Origin of the sequence: Pseudomonas cannabina (assembly GCF_900100365.1) — a bacterium.
Classification (GTDB): domain Bacteria; phylum Pseudomonadota; class Gammaproteobacteria; order Pseudomonadales; family Pseudomonadaceae; genus Aquipseudomonas; species Aquipseudomonas cannabina.
On sequence record NZ_FNKU01000001.1, the window covers coordinates 5,034,713 to 5,059,033 of the forward strand.

Below are 24,321 nucleotides of genomic sequence, written 5' to 3' on the forward strand. Positions count from 1 at the left end.
GTTTTTTGTGGGAGCGGACCGGGCAACGCTCCCACAGTTACGTTACCGGCCCCTTCGCGGACAAGTCCGCTCCCACGCCCTTCGGACAGAAGCCGGCAGTTGATGCGGCCCCAAAACTGCATCGGCAGGCTGAACGCAACCCCTTGTGGGAGCGAACTTGTTCGCGAAGGCTTCATTCCTGACGATACATTTTTAGCGGATGTACCGGCCCCTTCGCGGACAAGTCCGCTCCCACTTGGGCAGAATCAAAAGCAGACTTCTTTCCGAGGGGTAGGAGCGAACTTGTCTACGCCCGTTAAGCAGAATCAAAAGCGGGCGGGTGTATAACGCCAAGCGCTCCAGCTTGGGAATCCTTGCATCGCAGATCCATCAACTCACCTTGAATTTCCCCACCAGCCCCTGTAAATGTGAGCCCAGTCGGGCCAGTTCGACGCTGGATGCTGCGGTTTGTTCGCTGGCGGCGGCGGTCTGATCGGAGATGTCGCGTACGCTGATGACGTTGCGGTTGATCTGCTCGGCGACCACGCTTTGTTCTTCGCTGGCGGTGGCGATCTGTTCGTTCATGTGCTGAATAGTCGCCACCGTGCGGGTAATGTCCTCCAGTGCACTGCCCGCGCGACGGCTCAGTTCGACCGTGCTGTCGGTCAGGCTACGGCTGCTGTCCAGGGTGCTGGCGACCTGCTGGGTGCCGGTTTGTAGCGCGGCGATCAGATCCTCGATTTCCTCTGTGGATTTCTGGGTTCGCTGTGCCAGCCCGCGCACCTCATCGGCCACCACCGCAAACCCGCGCCCGGCTTCACCCGCTCGGGCTGCCTCAATGGCCGCATTCAGCGCCAACAGGTTGGTTTGCTGTGAAACCGACTTGATCACGTCAAGAACGCCGACGATCTTGCCGCTTTCCTGCTTGAGCTGATTCATGGATTGGGTGGAGTTAGCCATTTCACGCGCCAACTGCTCGATCTGCGTAATTGCGCGTCCGACCACTTCATCGCCGCTGCGCGCCTGTTGGTCTGCCTGAACAGCCGCCTGGGATGCCTCCTGTGCACTGCGCGCCACCTCTTGCACGGTTGCGGCCATTTCATTCATGGCGGTTGCCACCAGATCCGTCTCGTCCTTCTGGCTATTGACCCCTGAACAGGTTTGTTCAGTGACGGCCGAAAGCTGCTCGGCTGCACTGGCAATCTGCGTGACGCCATCACTGATGCCACCTATCAACTCGCGCAGGCTGACGGTCATGGTCTGCATACTGCGCTGCAACTGACCCATCTCGTCACGACGCTCTACCGACATATCGCGGCTCAGGTCGCCCTGAGCAATACGTGCTGCGGCAATCAGGGTTTGTTGCAGCGGGACAGTGATTTGTCGGGTCATGACCCAGGCCGCCAGCAATCCGATCAGCAATGCCAGGCCGGCCACACTGGTCAGCATCGTTCTGGAGTTTGCCGCTTCGCTGTCACGTTGCGCGGTTTGCAGCAGGGTCAGCGCGGCCACAGATTCCAGCAGCTTTTCACCAAGGCTTTCCATGGACTCCTGATCCGCCTCGGCCTTGGTCTGTATCTGTTTGAACTCGCTCAGGCTGTCCCGATAACCTTTAAGCGCCTCGGTAGCGGGTATCAGCCCTTGAAGCGGATCGTTACCCTGGTTTTGAGCGATCTGCTCGACCTCCTTGAGCGCTTCGTCGATGGCGGTAATGGCGGCGGTTTCATCTGCATCTTTGGTGGTAAAGGTGTAAGCCTGTACCTGATAACGCGCGACCTGAATCTGCTGCCTCAGTTGCGAAATATTGGTGAATTCTTCCATGCGCTCGCTGCTGTCCTGCTCCTGGCTCACGCTCTTGAGCACTTCGGTTTCGACCTGCGCGACCGCCTGCAAGGCTTGCTCTGAATTTTGATCCAGGCGCTGACGTATCTTGTCGCGGGTTTGCCGATTGCTGCGAACGTCGGCGAAGGATTTCTCCAGTTCGCTCACCGCCTGAAGCTGCCCATTAAGCAGGGTGATGGTTGCCTGCTCCGTGCTCAGCCGGTGCAGCGATGTCAGGTGGGTTTTCATTTCGTTGAATTTTTATCACCTGCGCTGTCGTCTCCGGGGTTTTTTGCACCCGATCAGTGATCCTGTCGGCGCGTAGGTCTTTGGTAAGGCTGGTGAGCTGAGCGACGTCCGAAAGCGACTCGGAGCGGTCAATCATGGTGTACAGGCCATGCCAGCCGGTGAGTGTGATGATCAGCGTCAGTAACAGCACCAGGCCAAAACCCAGGGACAGTTTGAATCTGACGTTCATGTTGCCGAGCGCGTGATTGATCAGTCGGAACATTGGAATCTCCTGCAGTGAGCGAACAAAAGCAGGCCCCGTATGAGTCAGGACGTGCGTTGTGAGCGCATCGGCATGACGATCCATTGTGTGACCTGAGAAGGTCGTAGGAGATTTCCGAGAAGAAACGAGGGGTGACGGGCGTCACATTTAGCGAAGACAGTCAGGCCCGTGCGCGCAAATAGCACGGGCCTGATGCGCTTGATCAGACGGTAAAGCGGCTCACCAGGATTTGCAGGTGGTTGCCCAGGCGCGCCAGTTCGACGCTGGACGCGGCGGTTTCTTCGCTGGCTGACGAGGTCTGTTCCGAAATGTCGCGCACATTGATGATGCTGCGGTTGATCTCTTCGGCCGTGGCGCTCTGCTGCTCGGCGGCGGCAGCGATTTGCTGATTCATCGACTGGATCGCCGAAACGGTTTTGGTGATGTTTTCCAATGAGCTACCGGCCCGACGGGTCAGTTCCACACTGCTGCCGCTCAGTTCACGGCTGCTGTCCATGACCGTTGCGGCCTGCTGGGTGCCGCTTTGCAGGCTGGCAATCAGCGACTCGATCTCTTCAGTGGACTTCTGAGTGCGTTGCGCCAGGCTACGTACTTCGTCGGCGACCACGGCAAACCCGCGACCCGCTTCGCCGGCCCGGGCAGCTTCAATGGCGGCGTTCAAGGCCAGCAGGTTGGTCTGTTGTGCAACTGACTTGATAACGTCCAGCACGCTGCCGATCTTCTCGCTTTCCTGTTTCAGAGCGCCCATCGCTTCGCTGGAGTTGCCCACGGCTACCGCAAGACGTTCGATTTGCGCAATCGCCTCATTGACCACTCGCTCACCGTCACGGGCCTGCTGGTCAGCGGCAACAGCCGCTTCAGAGGCCTCTTCGGCGTTGCGCGCGACTTCCTGAACCGTTGCGGTCATTTCATGCATGGCCGTGGCCACCTGATCGGTCTCGACCTTCTGGCTGTTGACCCCGGCACTGGTCTGCTCGGTCACGGCTGACAGTTCTTCTGCGGCGCTGGCAATCTGCGTCACACCATCGCGAATCCCGCCGACCAGCTCACGCAGGCTGACGGTCATGCGTTGAATAGTGCTTTGCAGCTTGCCCAGTTCGTCCTTGCGATCAACCTGCAGATTACGACTCAGGTCGCCAGACGCGACGCGCTCTACCACCTCAAGGGTTTCCTTGAGCGGCGTGGTGATCTGGCGGGTGATGATCCATGCCGCCAGAATGCTCAGCACCAGCGCCAGAAGGGTAGCCACGGCGATCATCATGACTGACTTTTCGCTGTCGGCATCCCGGCTTTTGTTTTGTCGGGTGATCATGTCATTGCTGATCGCCAGCATGTCGGTGCCCTCGGCCGTCATCTTGTCCAGCGCGGCCTTACTGGCGGCCTGCGCGTCGCGATACTGCCCAACGGCTTCGCGATAGCCCTTGAGCCCGACCACCGCCTGCTGCAGCAGTGGCTGGTATTCAGAGGCAAGGTCTCCGGCCAGGGTGTTGATACCGGCGACGGCATCATCGATGGCCTGATTGGCGTTCTTTTCAAAGTCGGGACGGCCGCTGTAGGTGTAACCGCGCACCTGGAAGCGTGCCTGTTGAATCAGCTTGCTGACGCCGACGATGCGATTGTAGGCGAGGATGTTGTCCGCTTTGAGCAACTCGGCTTCGACCTTGTCGGCCTGATCCACCGCTTTGTCGGCGTTGGCGCCCATCCGGGTGCGGCTGGCCTCGCGGATGTCGATGGCGTCGGTCATGTCCTTGAACGACTGGCGATACTCGCGGGTGGTCTGAATCTGGCGATCCAGAAGCTGAATGTTTTCAGGAGAGCGCAACAGGTTTCGGGCGACCAGCAGGGCGGCGTCGAGTTGGTCGAGGGTGGTTCTGACCGTGGCGGCGGTCTCTGTGTCATACAGATCCTCATAGCGCATGCGGTTGATGCGCAACTGAAGTGTTAGCTCGTTGATCTCGGCAATGGCCGTCACGCGATCACCCCGATCGATCAGTGCCTGGTTGCTGAACCAGGCGGTTGCCGAAATCATCAGGGTCATCATAAGCACCAGGCCGAAGCCCACTGCCAGTTTCAGGCTGACGCTCGCATTTGCGAGACTTCGAGATAACCCACGAGACATGACTGCTCCTTTGTCTGTTATTGATTCATTCCATTTGCATCGGCCGCGCGCCTTCTAACTGAAGCGATTTAGTCGATGTAAAAGAACTCAGAACAGACGCGCGAGAAGGGCCGTGACAGCGGTTTCGACACGCAGAATGCGTTCGCCCAGTTGCACGGGTTGCAACCCGGACTGACGCAACAGGTCGACTTCATATGGAATCCAGCCGCCTTCGGGGCCGATCGCGAGGGTAACCGGACCTGTGACCGCACGCGGGCAGGCAGGGAAGTCGCCCGGATGGCCGACCAACCCCAACGTGTCAGCAGCCAGTTGTGACAAACGGTCTTCGACAAACGGTTTGAAGCGTTTTTCGATGACGATGTCGGGCAGTACGCTGTCGCGCGCCTGCTCCAGACCGAGAATCAACTGCTCGCGGATGGCCGCCGGCTCCAGAAAGGGCGTCTGCCAGAAGCTTTTTTCGACCCGATAACTGTTCAGCAGCACCACTCTGGGAATGCCCATGGTCGCGACGGTCTGAAACACCCGACGCAACATCTTGGGACGCGGCAGCGCCAGCAGCAGGGTCAGCGGCAGTTTTGCGGGCGGCTCGGCGTCCAGCACCACACGCAGTTCGGCTTCATGGGCTTCGAGGCGCAGCAGTTCGGCATTGCCCAGCAGGCCGTTGATGCGGCCGACCCGCACGCTGTCACCGACCTCCGCGCGATGCACCTCTTGCATGTGCTTGAGGCGCCGGTCGCGCAGGACCACCCGGTCGGTCGCAATGAAGTCGGCCTCTTCGAGCAGCAGCAGGTTCACGGCGTGGTCGCGGGTGGCTGATCTGGCTTGTCAGTGTCTTCCACTTGATCGTCCGGGTGCTCGCCGCGCTTCTTGATCATCGTGCTGCACAGGATGCCCAGTTCGAACAGCAACCACATCGGGACGGCCAGCAAGGTCTGCGAGAAGATGTCCGGCGGGGTCAGAATCATGCCGACCACAAAGCAGCCAATGATCACGTAAGGACGGATCTTCTTCAGGTATTTCACGTCGACAACGCCGATCCACACCAGCAACACCACGGCCACCGGGATTTCGAAGGCCACGCCGAAGGCGAAGAACAACGTCATCACGAAGTCCAGGTAACTGGCGATATCCGTCATCATCGACACGCCTTCCGGCGTTACGCTGGCGAAGAAGTGGAAGATGATCGGAAAGACCAGAAAGTAAGCGAACGCCATGCCTGCGTAAAACAGGATGATGCTGGAGACCAGCAGCGGAATGGCCACGCGCTTCTCATGCTTGTACAGGCCGGGAGCGATAAAGCCCCAGATCTGATGCAGGATGACCGGCATGGACAGGAACAGCGCCACCATCATGGTCAGCTTGAATGGCGTGATGAACGGCGAAGCCACGTCCGTGGCGATCATCGTTGCGCCTTCGGGCAGATAGACCCGCAGCGGAGCAGACACCAGGGTGTAGATCTTCTGCGTGAAGTAGAACAGACCGGCAAAAATCAGAAACACTGCCGCAACACAGCGCAGCAGACGTGTACGCAACTCGGTGAGGTGCGAGATCAGCGGCATTTGCTGATCGTTTTCCGGGATATCAGCGCTCATGGGGCTCGCGGTGGCAATGACGAATCGTGGACGGGAGGCGTCGGAGGCGGCGCAGAAGCGTCAGTCGGCTTCGCGGTTTTCTCCAGCGACAGCCCGGTTTTCGGCACCGCAGGTTCTGCGGGACCGATCTCGTGGTGAGCGGTGGCTGCGGGTTCCGCCGGTGCTGGTGCTGGTGTCGGCGCCGGGCTTACCGGTTCGTAAGGGGTCTCGGGATGCTGATTCTGAGCGAACATTTTCCGCGCTTCATCTTCAAGCGAAAGAATGTGCTCGTTATGCAGCTGCCGACGAATTTCGTCGGCCCCGATTTCACGTTCAACTTCCTGTTTGATCGCATTGAAGCTGCGCTTCAGGCGACCGATCCATAAGCCTGCGGTGCGTGCCGCACCCGGCAGGCGCTCGGGACCCAGTACCAGCAAGGCAACCAGGCCGACAAGCAGCAGTTCAGAGAAGCTGATACCGAACATGGGCTTAAACCTGGTCTTTGCGGATCGGCTCGTCGACTTTGTGCGCTTGCGCGTCGATGGTGTGCGGCTGATTCAGAGGCGAGCCCTGAGGAGCCGGTTGGGCCTGCTGCGGCTGGGCAGCCGGTTGCTCTTCCGGTTTGTCATCGTCGTGCATGGCCTTGCGAAAGCCTTTGATCGACTCGCCGACGTCACTGCCCAGGCCCTTGAGTTTCTTGGTCCCGAAAACCAGTACTACGACGATCAGGATGACGATCCAGTGTTTCCAGTCAAAAATACCCATGAAACAGTCCTCGTAGAAGATTTCAAGCTTGAAAGGGGTAAGCGTTATTCTGCTGTGCGAGCGGCTTTTTCAGCGTGTCCGGACAGCCCGAACCGGCGATCCAGCTCATCGAGCACGGCCTGCGGATGCTGACCGAGCGCGGCGAGCATTACCATGCTGTGAAACCACAGGTCAGCCGTTTCGTAGATCACGTCGCTGCAGTCACCGCTGACCGCAGCGTCCTTGGCGGCGATGATCGTCTCAATCGACTCTTCGCCAAGCTTTTCCAGAATCTTGTTCAGGCCCTTGTGGTACAGGCTGGCGACGTAAGAGCTGTCGGCGGCCGCATCCTTGCGCGATTCCAGCACCTCTGCCAGGCGGGACAACGTATCAGTCATGTTCAGTGGCCTGCTGGGTAAATAGCATCAGGATCTTTCAGCACCGAGTCTACGGTCTTCCAGCCTGAGTCTTCATAAACGCGGTAGAAGCAACTTTCGCGGCCGGTATGGCAGGCGATGCCGCCGATCTGCTCGACCATCAGGATAATGACGTCGGCGTCACAGTCGAGGCGCAGTTCATGCAGCTTTTGCACATGACCCGATTCTTCACCCTTGCGCCAGAGTTTGCCACGCGAACGCGACCAATAGATTGCACGATTCTCGGATGCGGTCAGGCTCAGCGCTTCGCGGTTCATCCAGGCCATCATCAGTACCCGGCCGGTCTTGTGATCCTGAGCGATTGCAGGCACCAGACCGTCGCTGTTCCAGTGAATCTCGTCCAGCCAGTCTTTCATATCTACTCCGGCAGCCGGACTTCAGGCCCGGCGGATTGAACAGTGTGCCAGCGCCATACGCTGCTGGCTATCGGCGAACGATCAGATACAGCCCGGCGATCAACATGATCGCGGCCGGCCAGGCAGCCAGCGTCAGCAACTGCGTGGCTGCCTCGCTCATCACCCAGCCCTGTATCGCGCCACCCACCAGCAATGCCGCACCGATCAGCCGCAAGACTGGCTCGTCCTTGCGCTCGTGCCAGGGGCGTGGCGGGTCCGAAGCATGCGGCCGCGACATGCGCTCCAGCAGATCGCGCGTCATGCCCGCAATGTGCGGCAGTTGCTCGACCTGCGATTGCAGGTTGCCCAGCAGCGTTTTCGGACTGACCCGCTCACGCATCCAGCGCTCCAGATACGGCTGCGCGGTGCTCCACAGGTCCAGTTCAGGGTACAGCTGACGACCCAGTCCTTCGATATTGAGCAGGGTCTTTTGCAGCAGTACCAGTTGCGGCTGGACTTCCATGTTGAAGCGGCGCGCGGTCTGGAACAGGCGCATCAGCACCTGACCAAAGGAAATATCCTTGAGCGGCTTCTCGAAAATCGGCTCGCAGACCGTGCGGATGGCGGCTTCGAATTCGTTGAGCTTGGTCTCGGCCGGGACCCAGCCCGAATCGATGTGCAGCTGTGCAACCCGGCGATAATCGCGTTTGAAGAAGGCAAACAGGTTGCGTGCCAGATAATCCTGGTCTTCCGGGGTCAGGCTGCCGACGATGCCGCAGTCGATGGCAATGTATTTCGGGCTCCACGGGTTGACCGTGCTGACGAAAATGTTGCCGGGGTGCATGTCGGCGTGAAAGAAGCTGTCTCGGAAAATCTGCGTGAAAAAAATCTCGACGCCACGTTCGGCGAGCATTTTCATGTCGGTGCGTTGATCGGCCAGCCCGGCCATGTCGGTCACCTGAAGGCCGTAGATGCGCTCCATGACCAGCACTTTCGGGCGGCACCAGTCCCAGTAGACCTGCGGCACGTACAGCAGTTCGGAACCTTCGAAGTTACGCCGCAACTGGCTGGAGTTGGCCGCTTCGCGCAGCAGGTCCAGCTCGTCGTAGATGGTTTTTTCGTAGTCCATCACCACCTGCACCGGGTGCAGCAGGCGTGCATCGGCGGAGACGCGTTCTGCGATGCGGGCTAGAATGAACAGCCACGCCATGTCCTGGCCGATGATCGGCTTGAGCCCCGGCCGTACGACCTTGACCACAACTTCTTCGCCGGTCTTCAGGCAGGCCGCATGCACCTGTGCCACCGACGCCGACGCCAGCGGTGTTTCGTCGAAACGGCTGAACACGTCGCAGATCCGCGCGCCCAACTGCTCTTCGATCAGCTTGATCGCCAATTGCTGGTCGAACGGCGGGACGCGGTCCTGGAGCAGCATCAGTTCGTCGGCAATGTCCTCTGGCAGCAGATCGCGCCGGGTGGACAACAATTGCCCGAACTTGATGAAGATCGGCCCGAGGTCTTGCAGTGCCAGGCGAAAACGCACGCCACGGCTCAGCTCGGACTTGCGTCGCGGCAGCCAGCGCCAAGGCAGCACGAAGCGCACCGCGAGCATCCACCACGGCAGGGGCAGGGCGAACAACAGGTCATCGAGGCGATAGCGGATAACGACACGTTGAATGCGAAACAGACGGCGTACGGCAAGCAGCTTCATGCGTTATCGCTGGTGTTGAGGGAGTGGGCAAGGCGGGCAAAACGCGCCTCGAGACGTTCCAGATCCAGTTTGATCTGATCGAGTTCGGCAAAACGTGCTTCGGCTTCGTGCTTGCCCACCAGCGTACGCGATTCTTCGCTCAGGTAGTCGGCCACATTCTGCCTCAGGCTCGCAGCACTTTCACGTGTCCAGCGGCTGCTGTTGCGCAGTTGGCTGCTGAATACCTGACTGGCCACCGGGCCCATCCATCTGGAGAGTTCGTGTTCCCAGTCAAGCTCGAGGTCTTGAAGAATGCCCACCAGTTCCAGCAGCATGCCGCTGTCCCCGTCGAGCTCGACGTCAGGGCCGTGCAACACCGCCGTCTTGTCCTTGCTCAGGGCCAGACGCAGCAGGCTGGAAGCCGGTGCGCGCAGGGTGCAATCGGCATCGGCCGCCCATTCAGGGGCCAGCAGCAGGCCTTCATCACTCGGCAGGATAAACAGTTTCAGGGACGGATCGCGGCAATCGACCGCAATGACGTGCCCGGTCAGGCGCGCCATACGCGGCAGCGCGGTGCTGTCGAGGCGCAACACCCGATTGATCCCGTGCTCGATGCTGGCGAGCAGCCCCCGAAGCAACATCAGGGTTTGATACCGCGATGCAGGGCGACGATGCCGGAAGTCATGTTGTGATAGGTCACACGATCAAAACCGGCTTCGACCATCATCGACTTCAGCGTTTCCTGATTGGGGTGCATGCGGATCGATTCGGCCAGATAGCGGTAGCTTTCTGCGTCATTGGTGACCAGCTTGCCCATCAACGGCATGAAGGCGAACGAATAAGCATCGTAGGCCTTGGTCATCAGCTTGTTGGTCGGTTTGGAAAACTCCAGCACCAGCAGGCGGCCGCCGGGCTTGAGCACGCGCAGCATGGAGCGCAGCGCGTCTTCCTTGTGCGTCACGTTGCGCAGGCCGAAGGCGATGGTCACGCAGTCGAAGTGGTTATCCGGAAAGGGCAGCTTTTCAGCGTCTGCCTGGACGAATTCCACGTTACCAGCAACGCCGAGGTCGAGCAGACGGTCGCGACCGACCTTGAGCATGGAAGCGTTGATGTCAGCCAGCACCACATGGCCGGTCGGGCCGACCAGTTTCGAGAACTTGCGGGTCAGGTCGCCTGTGCCACCGGCGATGTCCAGCACACGGTTGCCCGCGCGAACGCCTGAAAGCTCAATGGCAAAACGTTTCCACAGGCGGTGCATGCCACCCGACAGAAGGTCGTTCATCAGGTCGTACTTGGCCGCAACCGAGTGGAAAACCTCAGCGACTTTTTCGGCCTTCTGGCTTTCCGGCACATGTTTGTAACCGAAGTGAGTCGTAGGTTCGGCATCGCTGCCTTTGCGCTGATCGTTCATATCGCTTCACCGGAATAGAGTGCGGTCATTCTAATCGCCAAGGCCGGCTTTGTCTTGACAAGGCTCACCAGCAACGCTTTCTTGGCTGCGGGCGGGTGTATTTAGTTGCTCCGCATTTTATCCGACGATCAAGGAACACCCCATGGCCAAGATAACCGTTGAACGCCCGCACACGCTGGGCCTGGAAAAGGCCCGTGAGAAGGCCGATCAACTGGTCGAGAAGCTGGCGGAAAAATACGGCCTGGCCCACGAATGGGCGGGCGATACAGTGAAACTGGAAGGCAAGGGCGCCAAAGGCCGGGTCGACGTCGAAGAAGCGCTGATTCGCATCAACATCGAGCTGAACTTCATCCTTTCGACGATGAGCGGTTCGATCAAGACCGAAGTCGAGCGCGTGCTGGACAAGGCACTGGCTGCCTGAGCCCGGCTTTTTCAGCCTAGGGTCTGTTCCCGTTTGCACGTAACCCATTGATCCTTATGAGAACAGCCCCGTATTGTTGGAGTTCTCACACAACACCAATACGAGCCTGCAATGCCCCGATTAATGCTCAGTGATGAGCACTGGCCGAAGCTACGAGAAATTTTGCTACACGAATCGATCTACAACAAGCGAGATTTGCGCACCACGGTTGAAGGCATGCTGTATCGCATGCGTGTGGGTTGCCCTTGGCGAGACCTGCCGAAAGCGTTTGGAAACTGGAGCAAGGTCTACAAGCGGTTCAATGCCTGGTCTGCTTCAGGCAAGTGGGTCAAGGTGCTTGAGGTGCTGATGACTGATCCTGACATGGAGTGGGTCTTCATTGATGGCAGCTATGCCAAGGCTCATCAGCACAGCGCAGGTGCTGCCAGCACGCAGGACCAGGCCATCGGAAAAAGCCGAGCCGGTAACACCAGCAAGATTCACCTGGCTGTAGACGCTTGTGGGCTGCCTATTGCATTTGACGTGACCGCAGGCCAGACCAATGATTGTTCGCAGGCGGCCTCGTTGATTGCCAAGGTGCCCGATGCAGAAGTGATCATTGCGGACAAGGGCTACGACACTGAAGCGATACGGGCTCAGGTCGAGCAGCAAGGCAGCAAAGTGGTGATTCCACGAAAGCGCAATTCTCTGAAAGGGAACGCAGATCTGGACAAAGGGTTATATCGCAATCGACATCTCGTAGAAAACGCCTTCGCCCGGTTGAAGCATTTCCGGGCGGTGGCTTCTCGATTTGACAAACTCAAGAGAAACTATGAAAGCGTCATAGCAATGGCCTGCGCTTTTCTGTGGCTACCAATGTGAAACGGGAACAGACCCTAGGGTGAGCATTCTAATTTTTCTCCGTAGCGTGATGCCCATGCCCTTTGAAAGGGCGGTTCCTTCAACTTTCGAGCATGAGGTGCAGCATGGCCAACGCGAACACGAAGAAAAAAATCGAAGACGAGCAGGCATCCGCGCTTACTGATGTGCGGCGGTATGCGCGCAAGATATGGCTGGCCGGGCTCGGTGCCTATGCCCGGGTCAATGAGGAAGGCTCGCAGTACGTCAAAGAGCTGATCAAGGCTGGCGAAGAAACCGAAAAAGATGTCCGCAAAACCGTCGACGCACAAAGGCTTGCCGCCAACAGCGAGATCGATTCGGTCAAAGGCGAAGTGTCGTCTGCCAAGGGGCGTGTCGAGGCTCGACTCGACAGAATCGAGAGCGCTTTCGACCGTCGCGTCGCAAAGGCCTTGAACCGGATCGGTATCCCGTCTAAACATGATGTAGACACGCTCTCTGCCAAGCTCGACGAGCTGACGGCATTGCTTGATCGTGTCGGGCCTAAAAAGCTCGAACGCGCCGGGCCACAACGGCTCAAACGTTCCGAGTCTGGACAATAAGGAGAGCAGGATGGCTGGCAAGAAGAAAATCGACAAAGAAGGCAGTTCATGGATTGGCGAGGTTGAAAAATACTCTCGGCAGATCTGGCTGGCGGGTCTGGGGGCTTACTCCAAGATAAGCAACGACGGCAGCAAGCTGTTCGAGACGCTGGTCAAGGACGGCGAAAAGGCCGAGAAACTGACCAAGGTCGAAGCGCAGAAGCAACTGGATGACGTCAAGGACACGGCCAAATCGGCCAAATCCCGCGTTGGCGACGTGAAAGACCTCGCGCTCGGCAAGTGGAGTGAGCTGGAAGGTGCGTTCGACAAGCGCCTGAACAGCGCCATTTCGCGTCTGGGTGTACCGAGCCGCAATGAAGTCAAGTCGCTGCACAGCAAGGTCGATCAGTTGACCCGGCAGATCGAGTTGTTGACCGGCGAGAAAGCCAAGCCTGTTGCATCGAGTACGCCAGCCGCCAAGCCGGGGCCGAAATCTGCGGCCAAACCGTTGGTCAAGGCCGCCGCCAAAAGCGTCGCTAAAACAGCGGACAAGGCAGCAGCCAAAACCGCAGCGGCCAAACCTGTTGTGAAGAAAGCAGCAGCCAAGCCGGTAGACGCGGCCAACAAGGCGGCGACGGCAACCGCCAGTAAAGCCAAGGCCGCAGCCAAACCTGCCGCTGCGAAAAAACCAGCGGCTAGAAAACCGGCTGCCAAGCCAGCCGCATCGGCAACTGCGTCCACCACCCCGACCACCGCCCCCGCGCCGTCGGCGGCCCCGGAAACGTCAGCCAGTCAGTCCTGACAACAGGCTGCACAACCACAAAGCCCGCTCTGCAAAACAGGCGGGCTTTTTGTTGTTTCAGACGCACACTGAAGATCGGACGCAGCGCGTCCAGAACGGCAGGCGGCGCGGCGCGAGATGTGTCCAGAAGAACGCTTATCGTACCCACCTCTACCCATCCAGATACTCCATCGCCAACCGCTCCGCCGTGTGCCTGGAGGCCGGCAGCAGGTGTGGCGTCACCAGCATCATGATCTGGTAAACCACCACTCGCACTTCTCCTTCACGGCCCAGAATGCGCTGGTAGTCCAGGGAGAACAGCAGGGTCATGGTGATCTGTTCCACCAGTTGCCCCAGCGCCCGGGTTTCGCTGACCAGTTGCCCTTGAGATTTCAGGCGCGCCAGCAGTGACGCCAGGGTGCGTTTGAGTGAGTTGAGCAGATTGCGGATGCCCCGCGCCAGTTTGGGCAGCCGCCCCGCGAGATTGGACAGGTCTTGAAACAGAAACCGATAGTGCGCAAGCCGCTCGACGATCAGGTGCAGGAACATCCAGTAATCTTCGGCCTCGAGCCGGGCATCCGATGGCGGGTCGAGCAGCGGCGCCAGCTCGCTCTGAAAGCGCTCGAACAGCCCCAGAATCAGTGGCTCTTTGCCGTGAAAGTGGTAATACAGATTACCGGGGCTGATGCCCATTTCATTGGCAATCTCCAGCGTCGACACGTTGGGCTCGCCCTGTTGATTGAACAGCGTCAACGCATATTCAAGGATACGGTCGCGGGTCTTCATCCGGTCTTCTTGTTCGAGAGTCTGAGATCCGTGAGCGGGGCCAGGCCCGGGTCATCGGGTTCTGGGGGGGACGGGCTGCGGGTGCATGACCGCGCGCTGCCGCTCCTGCTGTAAAAAACCCATGATGATCGGCGCCACGGCCTCGGCCCGGGTGATCAGAAACAAATGCCCGTCATCGATGATGTGCAGCTCGGCATTGGGTATTCGCCAGGCCAGCAGACGCATGTTGACCAGCGGGATCAGCGGGTCGTCATCGCCGGCCAGCACCAGCGTTGGCTGATGGATTTTGTGCAGCCAGTGCACGCTGGTCCAGCCCATCCCTGCGAACAGTTGCCAGTAATAACCCAGCTTGCCGGACGAGCGCACCTTGGCCGCATGGTTGGCGGCCAGATGGGGATCGCGTCGAAACGCCCCGCCGTAGATTTCCGGCGCGATGCGAATCACATGCGACGGCTGTATATAGCGCCGTGGGCTGGCCATCAGCCACAGCACTCGTGGCTTGCCCGGCACCATCGCCATGCCCGCAGACGTCGCCGCCAGCACCAGTTTCTTGCAGCGTTCGGGATAGTCATGGGCGAACTGCTGAGCCAGCGCACCGCCCCATGACACGCCGATGGCATTGACCTGCCCGTAGTTCAGGTAGTCGAGCATGCGCGCTGCCAGCTTCGCCAGGCCGGGAAACCGATAAGGACGTCGGGGCGTCGATGAGCCGCCCACCCCCGGCACATCGAACGCGATGACTTCCAGGTCCGGGTCCAGCGCGTCGACAAACGGAAACACCAGCTCCAAATTGGCGCCGATGCCGTTGAAGATCAGCAGGGGCGTCAGATGATTCTTGCCCGGACGCACCGCCGTGCGGATGGTGTGCCCGTTCAGATCGATGGAGCGAAAAACAAACGGTTGCGGCATGCATGAAGCCCTGTTGGTTGACCCGCTGAAAACGCAGCCTTGAGCCTAACGTTCGTGAACGTAGGTTCCGGGCGCTGCCTGGGCTGGCGGGAATGCCTTGTTGCCGAGCGCGGTCGGGGCCTTTTTCAGTTTGCCCGAGCGCGCGGCCAGCCAGTCTTGCCAGTGCAGCCACCAGGAATCCGTGTGCTTAGTGGCGTTTTCCTGCCAGACCGCCGGATCTTCAGGCAGCTCGTCGTGAGTCATGTAGCGCGACTTGGGGTTGCCCGGCGGGTTGAGAATGCTCTGGATATGGCCGCTGCTGGACAGCACGAATTCCGTCTTGCCGCCAAACAGGCGCGCCGACTTGTAACAGGATGCCCACGGCGTGATGTGGTCGTTGGTGCCCGCCAGACAGAACACATCGGCAGTGACCTGCTTGAGGTCGATGGGCGTGCCGCAGACCTCCAGCGCATTGGCGCGGGTCAGCGGGTTGTTCTTGAACATCTCGATCAGATCGCCATGAAACGCGGCGGGCAGGCGCGTGGTGTCGTTGTTCCAGAACAGGATGTCGAACACCGGCGGCTCGTTGCCCAGCAGGTAATTGTTGACCCAGTAATTCCAGATCAGATCGTTGGGGCGCATCCAGGCGAACACCTTGGCCATGTCGCGGCCTTCCAGCACGCCGGCCTGATAGGAGTGGCGCTTGGCGCTTTCCAGCGTCTGCTCGTCGACGAACAACGCGACTTCGGTGTCCAGCGTGGTATCGAGCACGCTGACCAGCAGCGTCATGGCATTGACCTTCTTTTCGCCCCGCGCGGCGTAATGCCCCAGCAGCGCCGTGCAGGTGATGCCGCCCGAGCAGGCACCGAGCATGTTGATCTCTTTGCTGCCAGTGATCGCCAGCACCACATCGACCGCTTCCTTGAGCGCCTCGATGTAGGTCGACAGCCCCCATTCACGTTGCACCTTGGTCGGGTTGCGCCAACTGATGATGAACGTCTGCACGTTACTGCGCAGGCAAAACCGCGCCAGGCTCTTTTCCGGGCTCAGGTCGAAAACGTAAAACTTATTGATCTGCGGCGGGATCACCAGCAGCGGACGCTCGTGGACCTGTTCGGTGATCGGCGTGTACTGAATCAGCTCCAGCACCTCGTTACGAAACACCACCGAGCCTTCGGTGATGCCCAGGTTCTTGCCGACCTCGAAGGCATCCATATTGACCTGGCTCGGCATGCCGCCGTTGTTGACCATGTCTTTGGCCAGGTTCGACAAACCATCGAGCAGGCTTTTGCCGCCGGTGTCGAAAAAGCGCTTCACGGCTGCCGGATTGACGGCAGAATTGGTCGGCGACATGGCTTCGGTCATCAGGTTGATGACGAAGTGCGCGCGGCTGATGTCCTGCGGGGTGAGGCTACTGCCGCCGATCCAGTCATGCAGTTCCTTGCGCCAAGCCAGGTACGTCTGCAAATAGCGGCGATACAGCGGGTTCTGGCTCCAGGCCGGATCATTGAAACGACGATCTTCCGGGGTCGGTTGCAAGGCCGACTTGCCGAACAGCACGCTTCTGAGTTCGGCGCCCAGATGCGCAACGTGCCTGATGCTATGGATGGGTTGTTTGAAGGCCTGGCGCAGCACCATGCGGGCGGTGCTCAGCAGATCCTTGCGCTGCAGGCCCACCACCGGGTTAAGGCCCAGGGTGTGCTCGGATGCCTGTCGTTGCAGGTCATCGTCTTTCGGGTTACTCATCTACGACGCTCCGTTGTCTTGAGACGAACACTGACATTCCTTGCCTGTGAACCAGTGACACAGGCGTGTTAGCCGGTACTACTGCTCGTGTGACTTGCCGACAGCTTTTGCATCAATCCGACGCGGGCGCTTGCCACACCCTATTGGTTACGCGAGATTTCAGAAAATCGCAAGCAGCGTCGATCATTGACCGCTGCGAGGATCAGAGCATCAGCTTGATGACGTGCTCGGAAGGGTCGCGGGATTTGCCGGCTTTCTCGAGCGCCTGCAAGTAGTCATCCCACAGAGAAGCCTGGCGTCTGGCCAATTGGTACAGGTAATCCCAGGTAAACAGGCCGCTGTCGTGGCCATCGTCGAAGGTCAGCTTCAGCGCGTACTGACCCGCAGGCTCGACCTTGGTCAGGCCGACGCCCAACTTGCCGAATTGCAGAATCGGCTTGCCATGCCCCTGAACCTCGGCAGACGGAGAATGCACGCGCAGAAACTCGGCAGGCAGGTGATATTCCTCATCCGGCGCGTATTTCAGGGTCAGGGTCCTGGAGGCTTTGTGCAGCTGAATGGCGGTGGGGAGCATGGGTAACAGCCTCAAGTTTCAAGCTGCAAGCTTCAAGCAGAAGCAAAAAAGCTGCAGGAGTAAACGACCTCTTGCAGCTTACAGCTTGAAGCTTGCAGCTCATGTTTAAAGAATATAGCGCGACAGGTCTTCGTTTTCCGCCAGGTCGCCCAAGTGGCTGTTGACGTATTCGGCGTCGATTTCGATCGGTGCTGCGTCCGGGCTGATGGCCAGGTCGCCTGCGCTGAACGAGACTTCCTCCAGCAGACGCTCAAGCAGCGTGTGCAGGCGGCGAGCGCCGATGTTTTCGGTCTTCTCGTTGACCTGCCAGGCGATCTCGGCAAGGCGCTTGATGCCTTCCGGCTTGAACTCGATCTGCAGGCCTTCGGTTTTCAGCAGTTCGCGATACTGCTCGGTGAGCGACGCGTGCGGCTCGCTGAGAATGCGTTCGAAATCCTGCGGCGACAACGCTTTGAGTTCGACGCGGATCGGCAGGCGGCCTTGCAACTCAGGCACCAGGTCGCTCGGCTTGCTCAGGTGGAACGCGCCGGACGCGATGAACAGGATGTGGTCGGTCTTGACCATGCCCAGCTTGGTGTTCACGGTGCAGCCTTCGATCAGCGGCAGCAAATCACGCTGTACACCCTCGCGCGACACATCGACGCCGCCCGAATTGCCGCGCTTGGCGACTTTATCGATCTCGTCGATGAACACGATGCCGTGCTGTTCGACCGCTTCCAGCGCCTTGGCTTTCAGCTCTTCTTCATTGACCAGACGCCCCGCTTCTTCTTCGCGCACCAGCTTGAGCGCTTCCTTCACCTTGAGTTTGCGGCTCTTGGTCTTGCCCTTGCCCATGTTGGCAAACAGGCTTTGCAACTGATTGGTCATTTCTTCCATGCCGGGCGGCGCGGAAATATCGACACCTACGGTCTCATTGATGTCGATCTCGATTTCCTTATCATCCAGCTGGCCTTCGCGCAGGCGCTTGCGGAACAGCTGACGCGTATTGGAATCGCTGCTCTGTACCGGGTCTTCGTTGAAACCCACGCGCGCAGGCGGCAACAGGGCATCGAGGATGCGTTCTTCGGCCGCATCTTCAGCGCGGTGCCGGACTTTGACGATTTCCTGCTCGCGCAGGAGCTTGATCGCTGCATCAGCCAGATCGCGGATGATTGACTCTACATCGCGACCCACATAGCCCACTTCGGTAAACTTGGTCGCTTCGACTTTGATGAACGGCGCGTTGGCGAGTTTGGCCAGGCGACGGGCGATTTCGGTTTTGCCGACACCGGTCGGGCCGATCATCAGGATGTTCTTGGGCGTCACTTCGACGCGCAGTTCTTCGGGCAACTGCATGCGCCGCCAGCGATTACGCAGAGCAATGGCGACGGCGCGCTTGGCATCGTCCTGGCCTATGATATGGCGGTTAAGTTCGTGGACGATTTCGCGGGGAGTCATGGACATGGTTATTCACGGGCCTCTGGCACAGCAAAGCCGATGGGGCCGCAACGCGTGCGGCCCGGCAAGGGCTTAGCCAGCGAGGTCCTGCTCCTCAATGGTGATGTTATGGTTGGTGAACACGCAGATATCGCCGGCGATATGCAATGAAGTTTCGGCGATTTCGCGGGCTGACAGATCGGTCTTGAGCAGCAGGGCGCGCGCGGCAGCCTGAGCGAATGCTCCGCCGGAACCCATGGCGATCAGGCCATCCTCGGGTTCGACGACGTCACCATTGCCGGTGATGATCAGCGAGGCGTCCTTGTTGGCAACCGCCAGCATGGCTTCAAGACGGCTCAACGAGCGATCGGTACGCCAGTCCTTGGCCAGTTCGACAGCTGCGCGAACCAGATGCCCCTGGTGTTTTTCCAGCTGGGCCTCAAAACGCTCGAACAGCGTGAATGCATCGGCGGTCGCGCCAGCGAATCCGGCGATCACTTCACCGTGATACAGGCGGCGCACCTTCTTGGCGTTGCCTTTCATGACGGTGTTGCCCAGGGAAACCTGGCCGTCGCCAGCCATGACGACTTTGCCGTGACGGCGCACTGATACGATGGTGGTCAAGGGGAGAATCTCCACACTGCGGGGCGAAAATGCCCTGATGCAAACTCATATGGGGGTGGGGGTGGGGATTTCAACCTTGAGGCTGGAAGTCGGGATGCAGAATGAGCCGATACATTTTTGTAGAACATACCTGCCTTTTCGCTTGTCCGCGATTGATGGGATGTGGGAGCGGACTTGTCCGCGATCTGTCGGGAACCGACAGTAAAACCGGCGCACATGGTGCATCAGAATGTAGCCTGTTTCAGGGCCGCTTCGCAGCCCATCGCAGCCGTCGTAACCTCCTGAAGCTTCCGCGCCCTGCGGGCAGAAGCTGCATCCGGCCTCATCCACATTTTGCTACTTGAGCTTCTCGTCCGCGCGGAACATGGTGCGTATTCCGCGCACGGCCTGGCGGATGCGGTCCTGGTTTTCGATCAGCGCGAAACGCACGTGATCGTCGCCGTATTCACCAAAGCCGACACCTGGTGAAACACAAACCTTGGCCTCGGCCAGCAGTTTCTTGGCGAACTCCAGCGAGCCCAAGTGCGCGTAAGTCTCGGGGATCTTTGCCCAGACATACATTGATGCCTTGGGGTTTTCGACCATCCAGCCCAGCTCATGCAGGCCCTTGACCAGCACGTTGCGGCGCTGACGATACTGTTCGGCGATGTCGAGTACGCATTGCTGATCCCCCTCCAGCGCCGCAATGGCGGCGACCTGCAGTGGCGTAAACGTGCCGTAGTCGTGATAACTCTTGATACGGCCCAGTGCGCTGACCAGTTCCGGGTTGCCGACCATGAAGCCAATCCGCCAGCCCGCCATGTTATAGCTCTTGGACAGGGTGAAGAACTCGACCGCAATGTCCTTGGCGCCCGGCACCTGCATGATCGACGGGGCTTTCCAGCCGTCGTAGACAATGTCGGCATACGCCAGGTCATGCACCACCAGCACGTCGTACTGCTTGGCCAGCGCCACCACGCGCTCGAAGAAATCCAGCTCCACGCATTGCGCGGTCGGGTTCGACGGGAAGCCGAGAATCATCATCTTTGGCTTGGGGATCGAGCCGCGAATGGCTTTTTCCAGTTCAGCGAAGAAATCCACGCCCGGCACCAGCGGCACCGACCGCACCTGGGCGCCGGCAATCACGGCACCATAGATGTGGATCGGGTAGCTCGGGTTCGGCACCAGCACCGTATCGCCCTGATCCAGCGTGGCGAGCATCAGATGCGCCAGGCCTTCCTTGGAACCGATGGTGACGATGGCTTCGCTTTCGGGGTCGATATCGACCTCGTAGCGCTTCTTGTACCAGTTGGAAATGGCCCGGCGCAGGCGTGGAATCCCGCGCGAAGTGGAGTAACCGTGGGTGTCTTCGCGCTGGGCGACGGTGACCAGTTTTTCGACGATGTGCGGCGGCGTCGGCCCGTCGGGGTTGCCCATGCTCAAGTCGATAATGTCCTCACCACGACGGCGAGCAACCATTTTCAGCTCGGCGGTGATGTTGAACACGTAAGGGGGGAGTCGATCGATGCGCGCAAAGCGGCGCGGCGAACCTTGGTCGGCCATGGTTATCTCGCAAACGTAAGCGCCCGGAACCGTCCGAGCGACGCGGCCACATGAGGCGGCCTGGGGAAGAAGATAAAGGCGCGCCCTGCATTTTGTCCACTGCGATTTACAGCGTATTACCGGTGGCGATATTCGGACCCCATCGAATGACCCAGCGGTGTAGAATCGGCGCTATTCATCGCCAATCATCCCCGGCGGGTTTATGAGCTCAGGCCGAGTGCACGGTGATCCCGTGGCGTTCGGTTTCTTCGCTGCCTGCGGTCACTGCCGCACGCCCGCGACGTCAATAGAAGCTCACTCCCTTCCTGATCAGCCTTATTTTTGCCGGAGTGCTCCAATGCCTGATTACCGCTCGAAAACGTCTACCCACGGCCGCAACATGGCCGGCGCCCGTGCCCTGTGGCGCGCCACGGGCATGAAAGACGAAGATTTCAAGAAACCGATCATCGCCATCGCCAACTCTTTCACCCAGTTCGTACCGGGCCACGTCCACCTCAAGGACATGGGCCAGTTGGTCGCTCGTGAAGTCGAACGCGCCGGTGGCGTGGCCAAGGAATTCAACACCATCGCGGTCGACGACGGCATCGCCATGGGCCACGACGGCATGCTCTATTCGCTGCCAAGCCGCGAGATCATTGCCGACTCCGTGGAATACATGGTCAACGCGCATTGCGCCGACGCCATCGTGTGCATTTCCAACTGCGACAAGATCACCCCCGGCATGCTGATGGCGGCCCTGCGCCTGAATATCCCGGTGGTCTTCGTGTCTGGCGGGCCGATGGAAGCGGGCAAGACCAAACTGGCCAGCCACGGCCTGGACCTGGTCGACGCAATGGTCATCGCTGCCGACTCCACCGCCAGCGACGAAAAAGTCGCCGAGTATGAGCGCAGCGCCTGCCCGACGTGCGGTTCCTGCTCGGGCATGTTCACCGCCAACTCGATGAACTGCCTGACCGAAGCGCTGGGCCTGGCCTTGCCGGGCAACGGTTCGGCACTCGCCACCCACAGCGATCGCGAGCAACTGTTCCTGCAGGCTGGCCGCACCATCGTTGACCTGTGCCGGCAGTACTACAAGGAAAACGATGATTCGGTGTTGCCGCGCAACATCGCCAACTTCAAGGCATTCGAAAACGCCATGACGCTGGACATCGCCATGGGCGGCTCGACCAACACCATCCTGCACCTGCTGGCGGCTGCTCAGGAAGCCGAGATCGACTTCGACCTGCGCCACATCGACCGTCTGTCACGCAAGGTTCCGCAGCTGTGCAAAGTCGCGCCGAACATCCAGAAGTACCACATGGAAGACGTGCACCGCGCGGGCGGGATCTTCAGTATCCTCGGCGAGCTGGCCCGTGGCGGCCTGCTGCACACCGACCTGCCGACCGTGCACAGCAAGACCCTGGCCGAAGGCATCGCCAAATGGGACATCACCCAGACTGACGACGAAGCGGTGCATACCTTCTTCAAGGCCGGCCCGGCCGGTATTCCGACGCAGACCGCGTTCAGCCAGTCGACCCGTTGGGAAAGCCTGGATGACGACCGTGAAAACGGTTGCATCCGCAGCGTCGAACATGCCTATTCGCAGGAAGGTGGCCTGGCCGTGCTGTACGGCAATATCGCGCTGGATGGCTGCGTGGTGAAAACCGCCGGTGTCGACGAGTCGATCCATGTTTTCGAAGGCAACGCGAAGATCTTCGAAAGCCAGGACAGCGCCGTGCGCGGGATTCTCGCTGACGAAGTGAAGGCGGGCGACATCGTCATCATTCGTTACGAAGGTCCGAAAGGCGGTCCGGGCATGCAGGAAATGCTCTACCCGACTTCGTACCTGAAGTCCAAAGGGCTGGGTAAAGACTGTGCGTTGCTCACCGATGGCCGTTTCTCGGGCGGTACGTCCGGTCTGTCCATCGGCCACGCCTCGCCGGAAGCTGCGGCGGGTGGTGCGATTGGTCTGGTCCGCGATGGCGACAAGGTGCTGATCGACATTCCGAATCGCTCGATCAACCTGCTGATCGACGACGCCGAGATGGCCGAGCGTCGCGCCGAACAGGACAAAAAAGGCTGGAAGCCGGTCGAGTCGCGTCCACGCAAAGTGACCACCGCACTTAAGGCCTACGCCCTGCTGGCGACCAGCGCCGACAAGGGTGCTGTGCGTGACAAGGCGTTGCTGGACAAACTGGTGCCTTGATCCGTACCGCTGTCCCGTCCTGAATAAGGTTTACACCTTCTGACCTTTCCTCAGGAGGACTCAATGAATTCGGGCAAAGGCGCAGCCAGCGCGATTACACGCTAGCCTTTAAATTATCGGTCGTAGATCAGGTTGAAAAAGGCGAGTTGAGTTATAAAGAAGCCCAGCGACGCTATGGCATCCAAGGCCGGTCGACGGTGCTGGTCTGGTTACGAAAGCACGGTCGACAGGATTGGAGCCAAGGCGCATCAATTCGAGAGCCGAGGAACAGGTCCATGACCGAGCCAACACTCCCGCCGACACCTGAGCAGCGGATTAAAGAGCTTGAAGAACAGCTGGTGCTGAGCAATCAGAAGGCCCAGTTCTTTGAAGCTGTCGTGAACGTCTTGAAAAATGACTACGGTGTTTCCATCGTAAAAAAGCGACCCGGCAAGTCCTCTCGCAAGGGCAAATCCAAGACCTGAGCATTACCAGGGCTTGCCTGTTCATGGGTATTTCGCGTCAAGCGTATTACAAGCGTAATCGCGCTTTTGACGCGAAGGTCCGCCAAGACCAAGAGGTGGTGGACTTCGTCCTGGAAAAGCGGCGTCGCCAGCCCAGGCTGGGAACGCGCAAGCTGCACTACTTGATGAGCGTCGAAGCTCCTGCGTCGTTGTGCGTGGGTAGAGACCGTCTGTTTACCATCCTTCGTGATGCGCGCGAGCTGGTTCCGCGCAAACGGGCTTATCACAAGACCACTCATAGTCATCATCGCTTTCGCCGCCACCCCAACCTGCTCAAAGCAGGTCCTGAACAAGTCGTGGCCAATGGACCCGAACAGGTCTGGGTTGCAGACATCACCTATCTGCCTACACAGGAAAGCGTGGCCTATGTGAGCCTTGTGACAGATGCGTACTCACGCAAGATTGTTGGTCATCATGTGCATGAGAGCCTGCATACACAGTCGGTGATAAAGGCACTGGAAAAAGCGGTAGGAGAGCGAAAAACCGATCAGATGCTGATTCATCATTCAGATCGCGGTGCCCAGTACTGTTCCGACCTCTACCAACGTCTGCATACCAGGCATGAAATCCGGTGCTCGATGACTGATGGCTATGACTGTTACCAGAACGCTATGGCCGAGCGAATAAACGGAATTTTGAAGACCGAGTTTCTACTCCATCGGCCTAAAGACTTGGCAGATGCAGTGAAAATGGTGGATGAATCGGTGCAGATCTATAATGGGGAGCGACCGCACCTATCCCTGAAATACAAAACGCCCGACGCGGTGCATCGGGCGTTTTTGAGCGTGAAACAGGTGTAAACCTATTTCAGGACTAGACACG

At 59.2% G+C, this 24,321-nt stretch carries 24 protein-coding genes and 3 pseudogenes; 6 read left to right on the forward strand and 21 right to left on the reverse strand.

What is annotated here, in order from left to right:
- Positions 1 to 369 precede the first annotated feature (369 nt).
- The 14 genes and pseudogenes from BLT55_RS34915 to ubiE form a co-directional block, all read right to left on the reverse strand.
- Positions 370 to 1,482: pseudogene (locus tag BLT55_RS34915) on the reverse strand (methyl-accepting chemotaxis protein); the annotation flags it as partial.
- A 15-nt stretch (positions 1,483 to 1,497) separates the two neighbouring features.
- A pseudogene (locus BLT55_RS34920) lies at positions 1,498 to 2,049 on the reverse strand (methyl-accepting chemotaxis protein); the annotation flags it as partial.
- The gene (locus BLT55_RS34925; protein ID WP_375233520.1) at positions 1,985 to 2,311 is read right to left on the reverse strand and encodes a methyl-accepting chemotaxis protein; all 327 of its coding nucleotides are present in this window, start codon (positions 2,309 to 2,311) and stop codon (positions 1,985 to 1,987) included. The pseudogene BLT55_RS34920 and the gene BLT55_RS34925, both read right to left, overlap by 65 nt.
- Positions 2,312 to 2,513: 202 nt before the next feature.
- Positions 2,514 to 3,377: a methyl-accepting chemotaxis protein gene (locus tag BLT55_RS35120; protein ID WP_445941177.1), complete on the reverse strand. Its 864-nt coding sequence runs from the start codon at positions 3,375 to 3,377 to the stop codon at positions 2,514 to 2,516.
- A gap of 39 nt (positions 3,378 to 3,416) precedes the next feature.
- Positions 3,417 to 4,430: pseudogene (locus BLT55_RS35125) on the reverse strand (methyl-accepting chemotaxis protein); the annotation flags it as partial.
- Positions 4,431 to 4,517: 87 nt separating this feature from the next.
- Positions 4,518 to 5,225: a 16S rRNA (uracil(1498)-N(3))-methyltransferase gene (locus tag BLT55_RS23790; protein ID WP_055000378.1), complete on the reverse strand. Its 708-nt coding sequence runs from the start codon at positions 5,223 to 5,225 to the stop codon at positions 4,518 to 4,520.
- On the reverse strand, positions 5,222 to 6,022 hold the full coding sequence (gene tatC, locus BLT55_RS23795; RefSeq protein ID WP_007252837.1) for a twin-arginine translocase subunit TatC: 801 nt from the start codon (positions 6,020 to 6,022) through the stop codon (positions 5,222 to 5,224). The genes BLT55_RS23790 and tatC overlap by 4 nt, the downstream gene beginning before the upstream one ends.
- Positions 6,019 to 6,486 carry a Sec-independent protein translocase protein TatB gene (gene tatB, locus BLT55_RS23800; RefSeq protein WP_007252836.1) on the reverse strand — a complete coding sequence of 156 codons (468 nt, stop codon included), beginning with the start codon at positions 6,484 to 6,486 and terminating at the stop codon, positions 6,019 to 6,021. Before tatB ends, tatC begins: the two co-directional genes overlap by 4 nt.
- A gap of 4 nt (positions 6,487 to 6,490) precedes the next feature.
- A complete protein-coding gene (locus tag BLT55_RS23805) occupies positions 6,491 to 6,766 on the reverse strand; it encodes a twin-arginine translocase TatA/TatE family subunit (protein WP_007252835.1) in 276 nt (91 codons plus the stop codon).
- Between the two features lie 44 nt (positions 6,767 to 6,810).
- The gene (locus tag BLT55_RS23810; protein WP_002551631.1) at positions 6,811 to 7,143 is read right to left on the reverse strand and encodes a phosphoribosyl-ATP diphosphatase; all 333 of its coding nucleotides are present in this window, start codon (positions 7,141 to 7,143) and stop codon (positions 6,811 to 6,813) included.
- 2 nt (positions 7,144 to 7,145) lie between these two features.
- Positions 7,146 to 7,538, reverse strand: a complete 393-nt coding sequence (gene hisI, locus BLT55_RS23815; RefSeq protein ID WP_055000377.1) for a phosphoribosyl-AMP cyclohydrolase — start codon at positions 7,536 to 7,538, stop codon at positions 7,146 to 7,148.
- A 67-nt stretch (positions 7,539 to 7,605) separates the two neighbouring features.
- Complete coding sequence (gene ubiB / locus BLT55_RS23820; protein WP_007252834.1) at positions 7,606 to 9,225, reverse strand: ubiquinone biosynthesis regulatory protein kinase UbiB; 1,620 nt, start codon at positions 9,223 to 9,225, stop codon at positions 7,606 to 7,608.
- Positions 9,222 to 9,845: a ubiquinone biosynthesis accessory factor UbiJ gene (locus BLT55_RS23825; RefSeq protein WP_055000376.1), complete on the reverse strand. Its 624-nt coding sequence runs from the start codon at positions 9,843 to 9,845 to the stop codon at positions 9,222 to 9,224. The genes ubiB and BLT55_RS23825 overlap by 4 nt, the downstream gene beginning before the upstream one ends.
- Positions 9,845 to 10,615 (reverse strand): bifunctional demethylmenaquinone methyltransferase/2-methoxy-6-polyprenyl-1,4-benzoquinol methylase UbiE, encoded by a 771-nt coding sequence (gene ubiE / locus BLT55_RS23830; protein WP_007252832.1) that lies wholly within the window; start codon positions 10,613 to 10,615, stop codon positions 9,845 to 9,847. Before ubiE ends, BLT55_RS23825 begins: the two co-directional genes overlap by 1 nt.
- Before the next feature lie 142 nt (positions 10,616 to 10,757).
- Here ubiE and BLT55_RS23835 point away from each other — a divergent pair, with 142 nt between their 5' ends.
- The 4 genes from BLT55_RS23835 (at position 10,758) to BLT55_RS23850 (ending at position 13,256) form a co-directional block, all read left to right on the forward strand.
- Positions 10,758 to 11,036: a polyhydroxyalkanoic acid system family protein gene (locus BLT55_RS23835; protein ID WP_007252831.1), complete on the forward strand. Its 279-nt coding sequence runs from the start codon at positions 10,758 to 10,760 to the stop codon at positions 11,034 to 11,036.
- A 111-nt stretch (positions 11,037 to 11,147) separates the two neighbouring features.
- The gene (locus tag BLT55_RS23840; protein WP_082438194.1) at positions 11,148 to 11,897 is read left to right on the forward strand and encodes an IS5 family transposase; all 750 of its coding nucleotides are present in this window, start codon (positions 11,148 to 11,150) and stop codon (positions 11,895 to 11,897) included.
- A gap of 104 nt (positions 11,898 to 12,001) precedes the next feature.
- Positions 12,002 to 12,475 carry a phasin family protein gene (locus BLT55_RS23845; protein WP_055000585.1) on the forward strand — a complete coding sequence of 158 codons (474 nt, stop codon included), beginning with the start codon at positions 12,002 to 12,004 and terminating at the stop codon, positions 12,473 to 12,475.
- Positions 12,476 to 12,485: 10 nt separating this feature from the next.
- A complete protein-coding gene (locus tag BLT55_RS23850; protein WP_055000584.1) occupies positions 12,486 to 13,256 on the forward strand; it encodes a phasin family protein in 771 nt (256 codons plus the stop codon).
- A 150-nt stretch (positions 13,257 to 13,406) separates the two neighbouring features.
- On the opposite strand, the gene BLT55_RS23855 is transcribed toward BLT55_RS23850, so the two are convergent.
- The 7 genes from BLT55_RS23855 to alaC all read right to left on the reverse strand — a co-directional run bounded on the left by BLT55_RS23855 (position 13,407) and on the right by alaC (position 20,811).
- Positions 13,407 to 14,021 (reverse strand): TetR/AcrR family transcriptional regulator, encoded by a 615-nt coding sequence (locus BLT55_RS23855; protein WP_055000583.1) that lies wholly within the window; start codon positions 14,019 to 14,021, stop codon positions 13,407 to 13,409.
- Positions 14,022 to 14,072: 51 nt separating this feature from the next.
- A complete protein-coding gene (gene phaZ / locus BLT55_RS23860; protein ID WP_055000582.1) occupies positions 14,073 to 14,930 on the reverse strand; it encodes a poly(3-hydroxyalkanoate) depolymerase in 858 nt (285 codons plus the stop codon).
- 45 nt (positions 14,931 to 14,975) lie between these two features.
- The gene (gene phaC / locus BLT55_RS23865) at positions 14,976 to 16,655 is read right to left on the reverse strand and encodes a class II poly(R)-hydroxyalkanoic acid synthase (protein ID WP_055000581.1); all 1,680 of its coding nucleotides are present in this window, start codon (positions 16,653 to 16,655) and stop codon (positions 14,976 to 14,978) included.
- 202 nt (positions 16,656 to 16,857) lie between these two features.
- Positions 16,858 to 17,229, reverse strand: a complete 372-nt coding sequence (locus tag BLT55_RS23870; RefSeq protein ID WP_007252826.1) for a gamma-butyrobetaine hydroxylase family protein — start codon at positions 17,227 to 17,229, stop codon at positions 16,858 to 16,860.
- Positions 17,230 to 17,334: 105 nt separating this feature from the next.
- Entirely contained in the window at positions 17,335 to 18,672 is a 1,338-nt protein-coding gene (hslU, locus tag BLT55_RS23875; protein WP_055000580.1) for an ATP-dependent protease ATPase subunit HslU, read from the reverse strand.
- A 66-nt stretch (positions 18,673 to 18,738) separates the two neighbouring features.
- The gene (gene hslV, locus BLT55_RS23880) at positions 18,739 to 19,269 is read right to left on the reverse strand and encodes an ATP-dependent protease subunit HslV (RefSeq protein WP_003392345.1); all 531 of its coding nucleotides are present in this window, start codon (positions 19,267 to 19,269) and stop codon (positions 18,739 to 18,741) included.
- Between the two features lie 336 nt (positions 19,270 to 19,605).
- Positions 19,606 to 20,811, reverse strand: a complete 1,206-nt coding sequence (gene alaC, locus BLT55_RS23885; RefSeq protein WP_055000579.1) for an alanine transaminase — start codon at positions 20,809 to 20,811, stop codon at positions 19,606 to 19,608.
- A 337-nt stretch (positions 20,812 to 21,148) separates the two neighbouring features.
- On the opposite strand from alaC, the gene ilvD reads away from it, so the two are divergent.
- Both ilvD and BLT55_RS31160 read left to right on the forward strand, forming a co-directional pair.
- The gene (ilvD, locus tag BLT55_RS23890) at positions 21,149 to 22,996 is read left to right on the forward strand and encodes a dihydroxy-acid dehydratase (RefSeq protein ID WP_007252823.1); all 1,848 of its coding nucleotides are present in this window, start codon (positions 21,149 to 21,151) and stop codon (positions 22,994 to 22,996) included.
- A gap of 23 nt (positions 22,997 to 23,019) precedes the next feature.
- Positions 23,020 to 24,299 (forward strand): IS3 family transposase gene (locus tag BLT55_RS31160; protein ID WP_208601290.1). Its coding sequence is split into 2 segments (ribosomal slippage): positions 23,020 to 23,410 and positions 23,410 to 24,299, totalling 1,281 coding nucleotides; the frame shifts between segments, so codons are not numbered across the junction.
- Positions 24,300 to 24,321 lie beyond the last annotated feature (22 nt).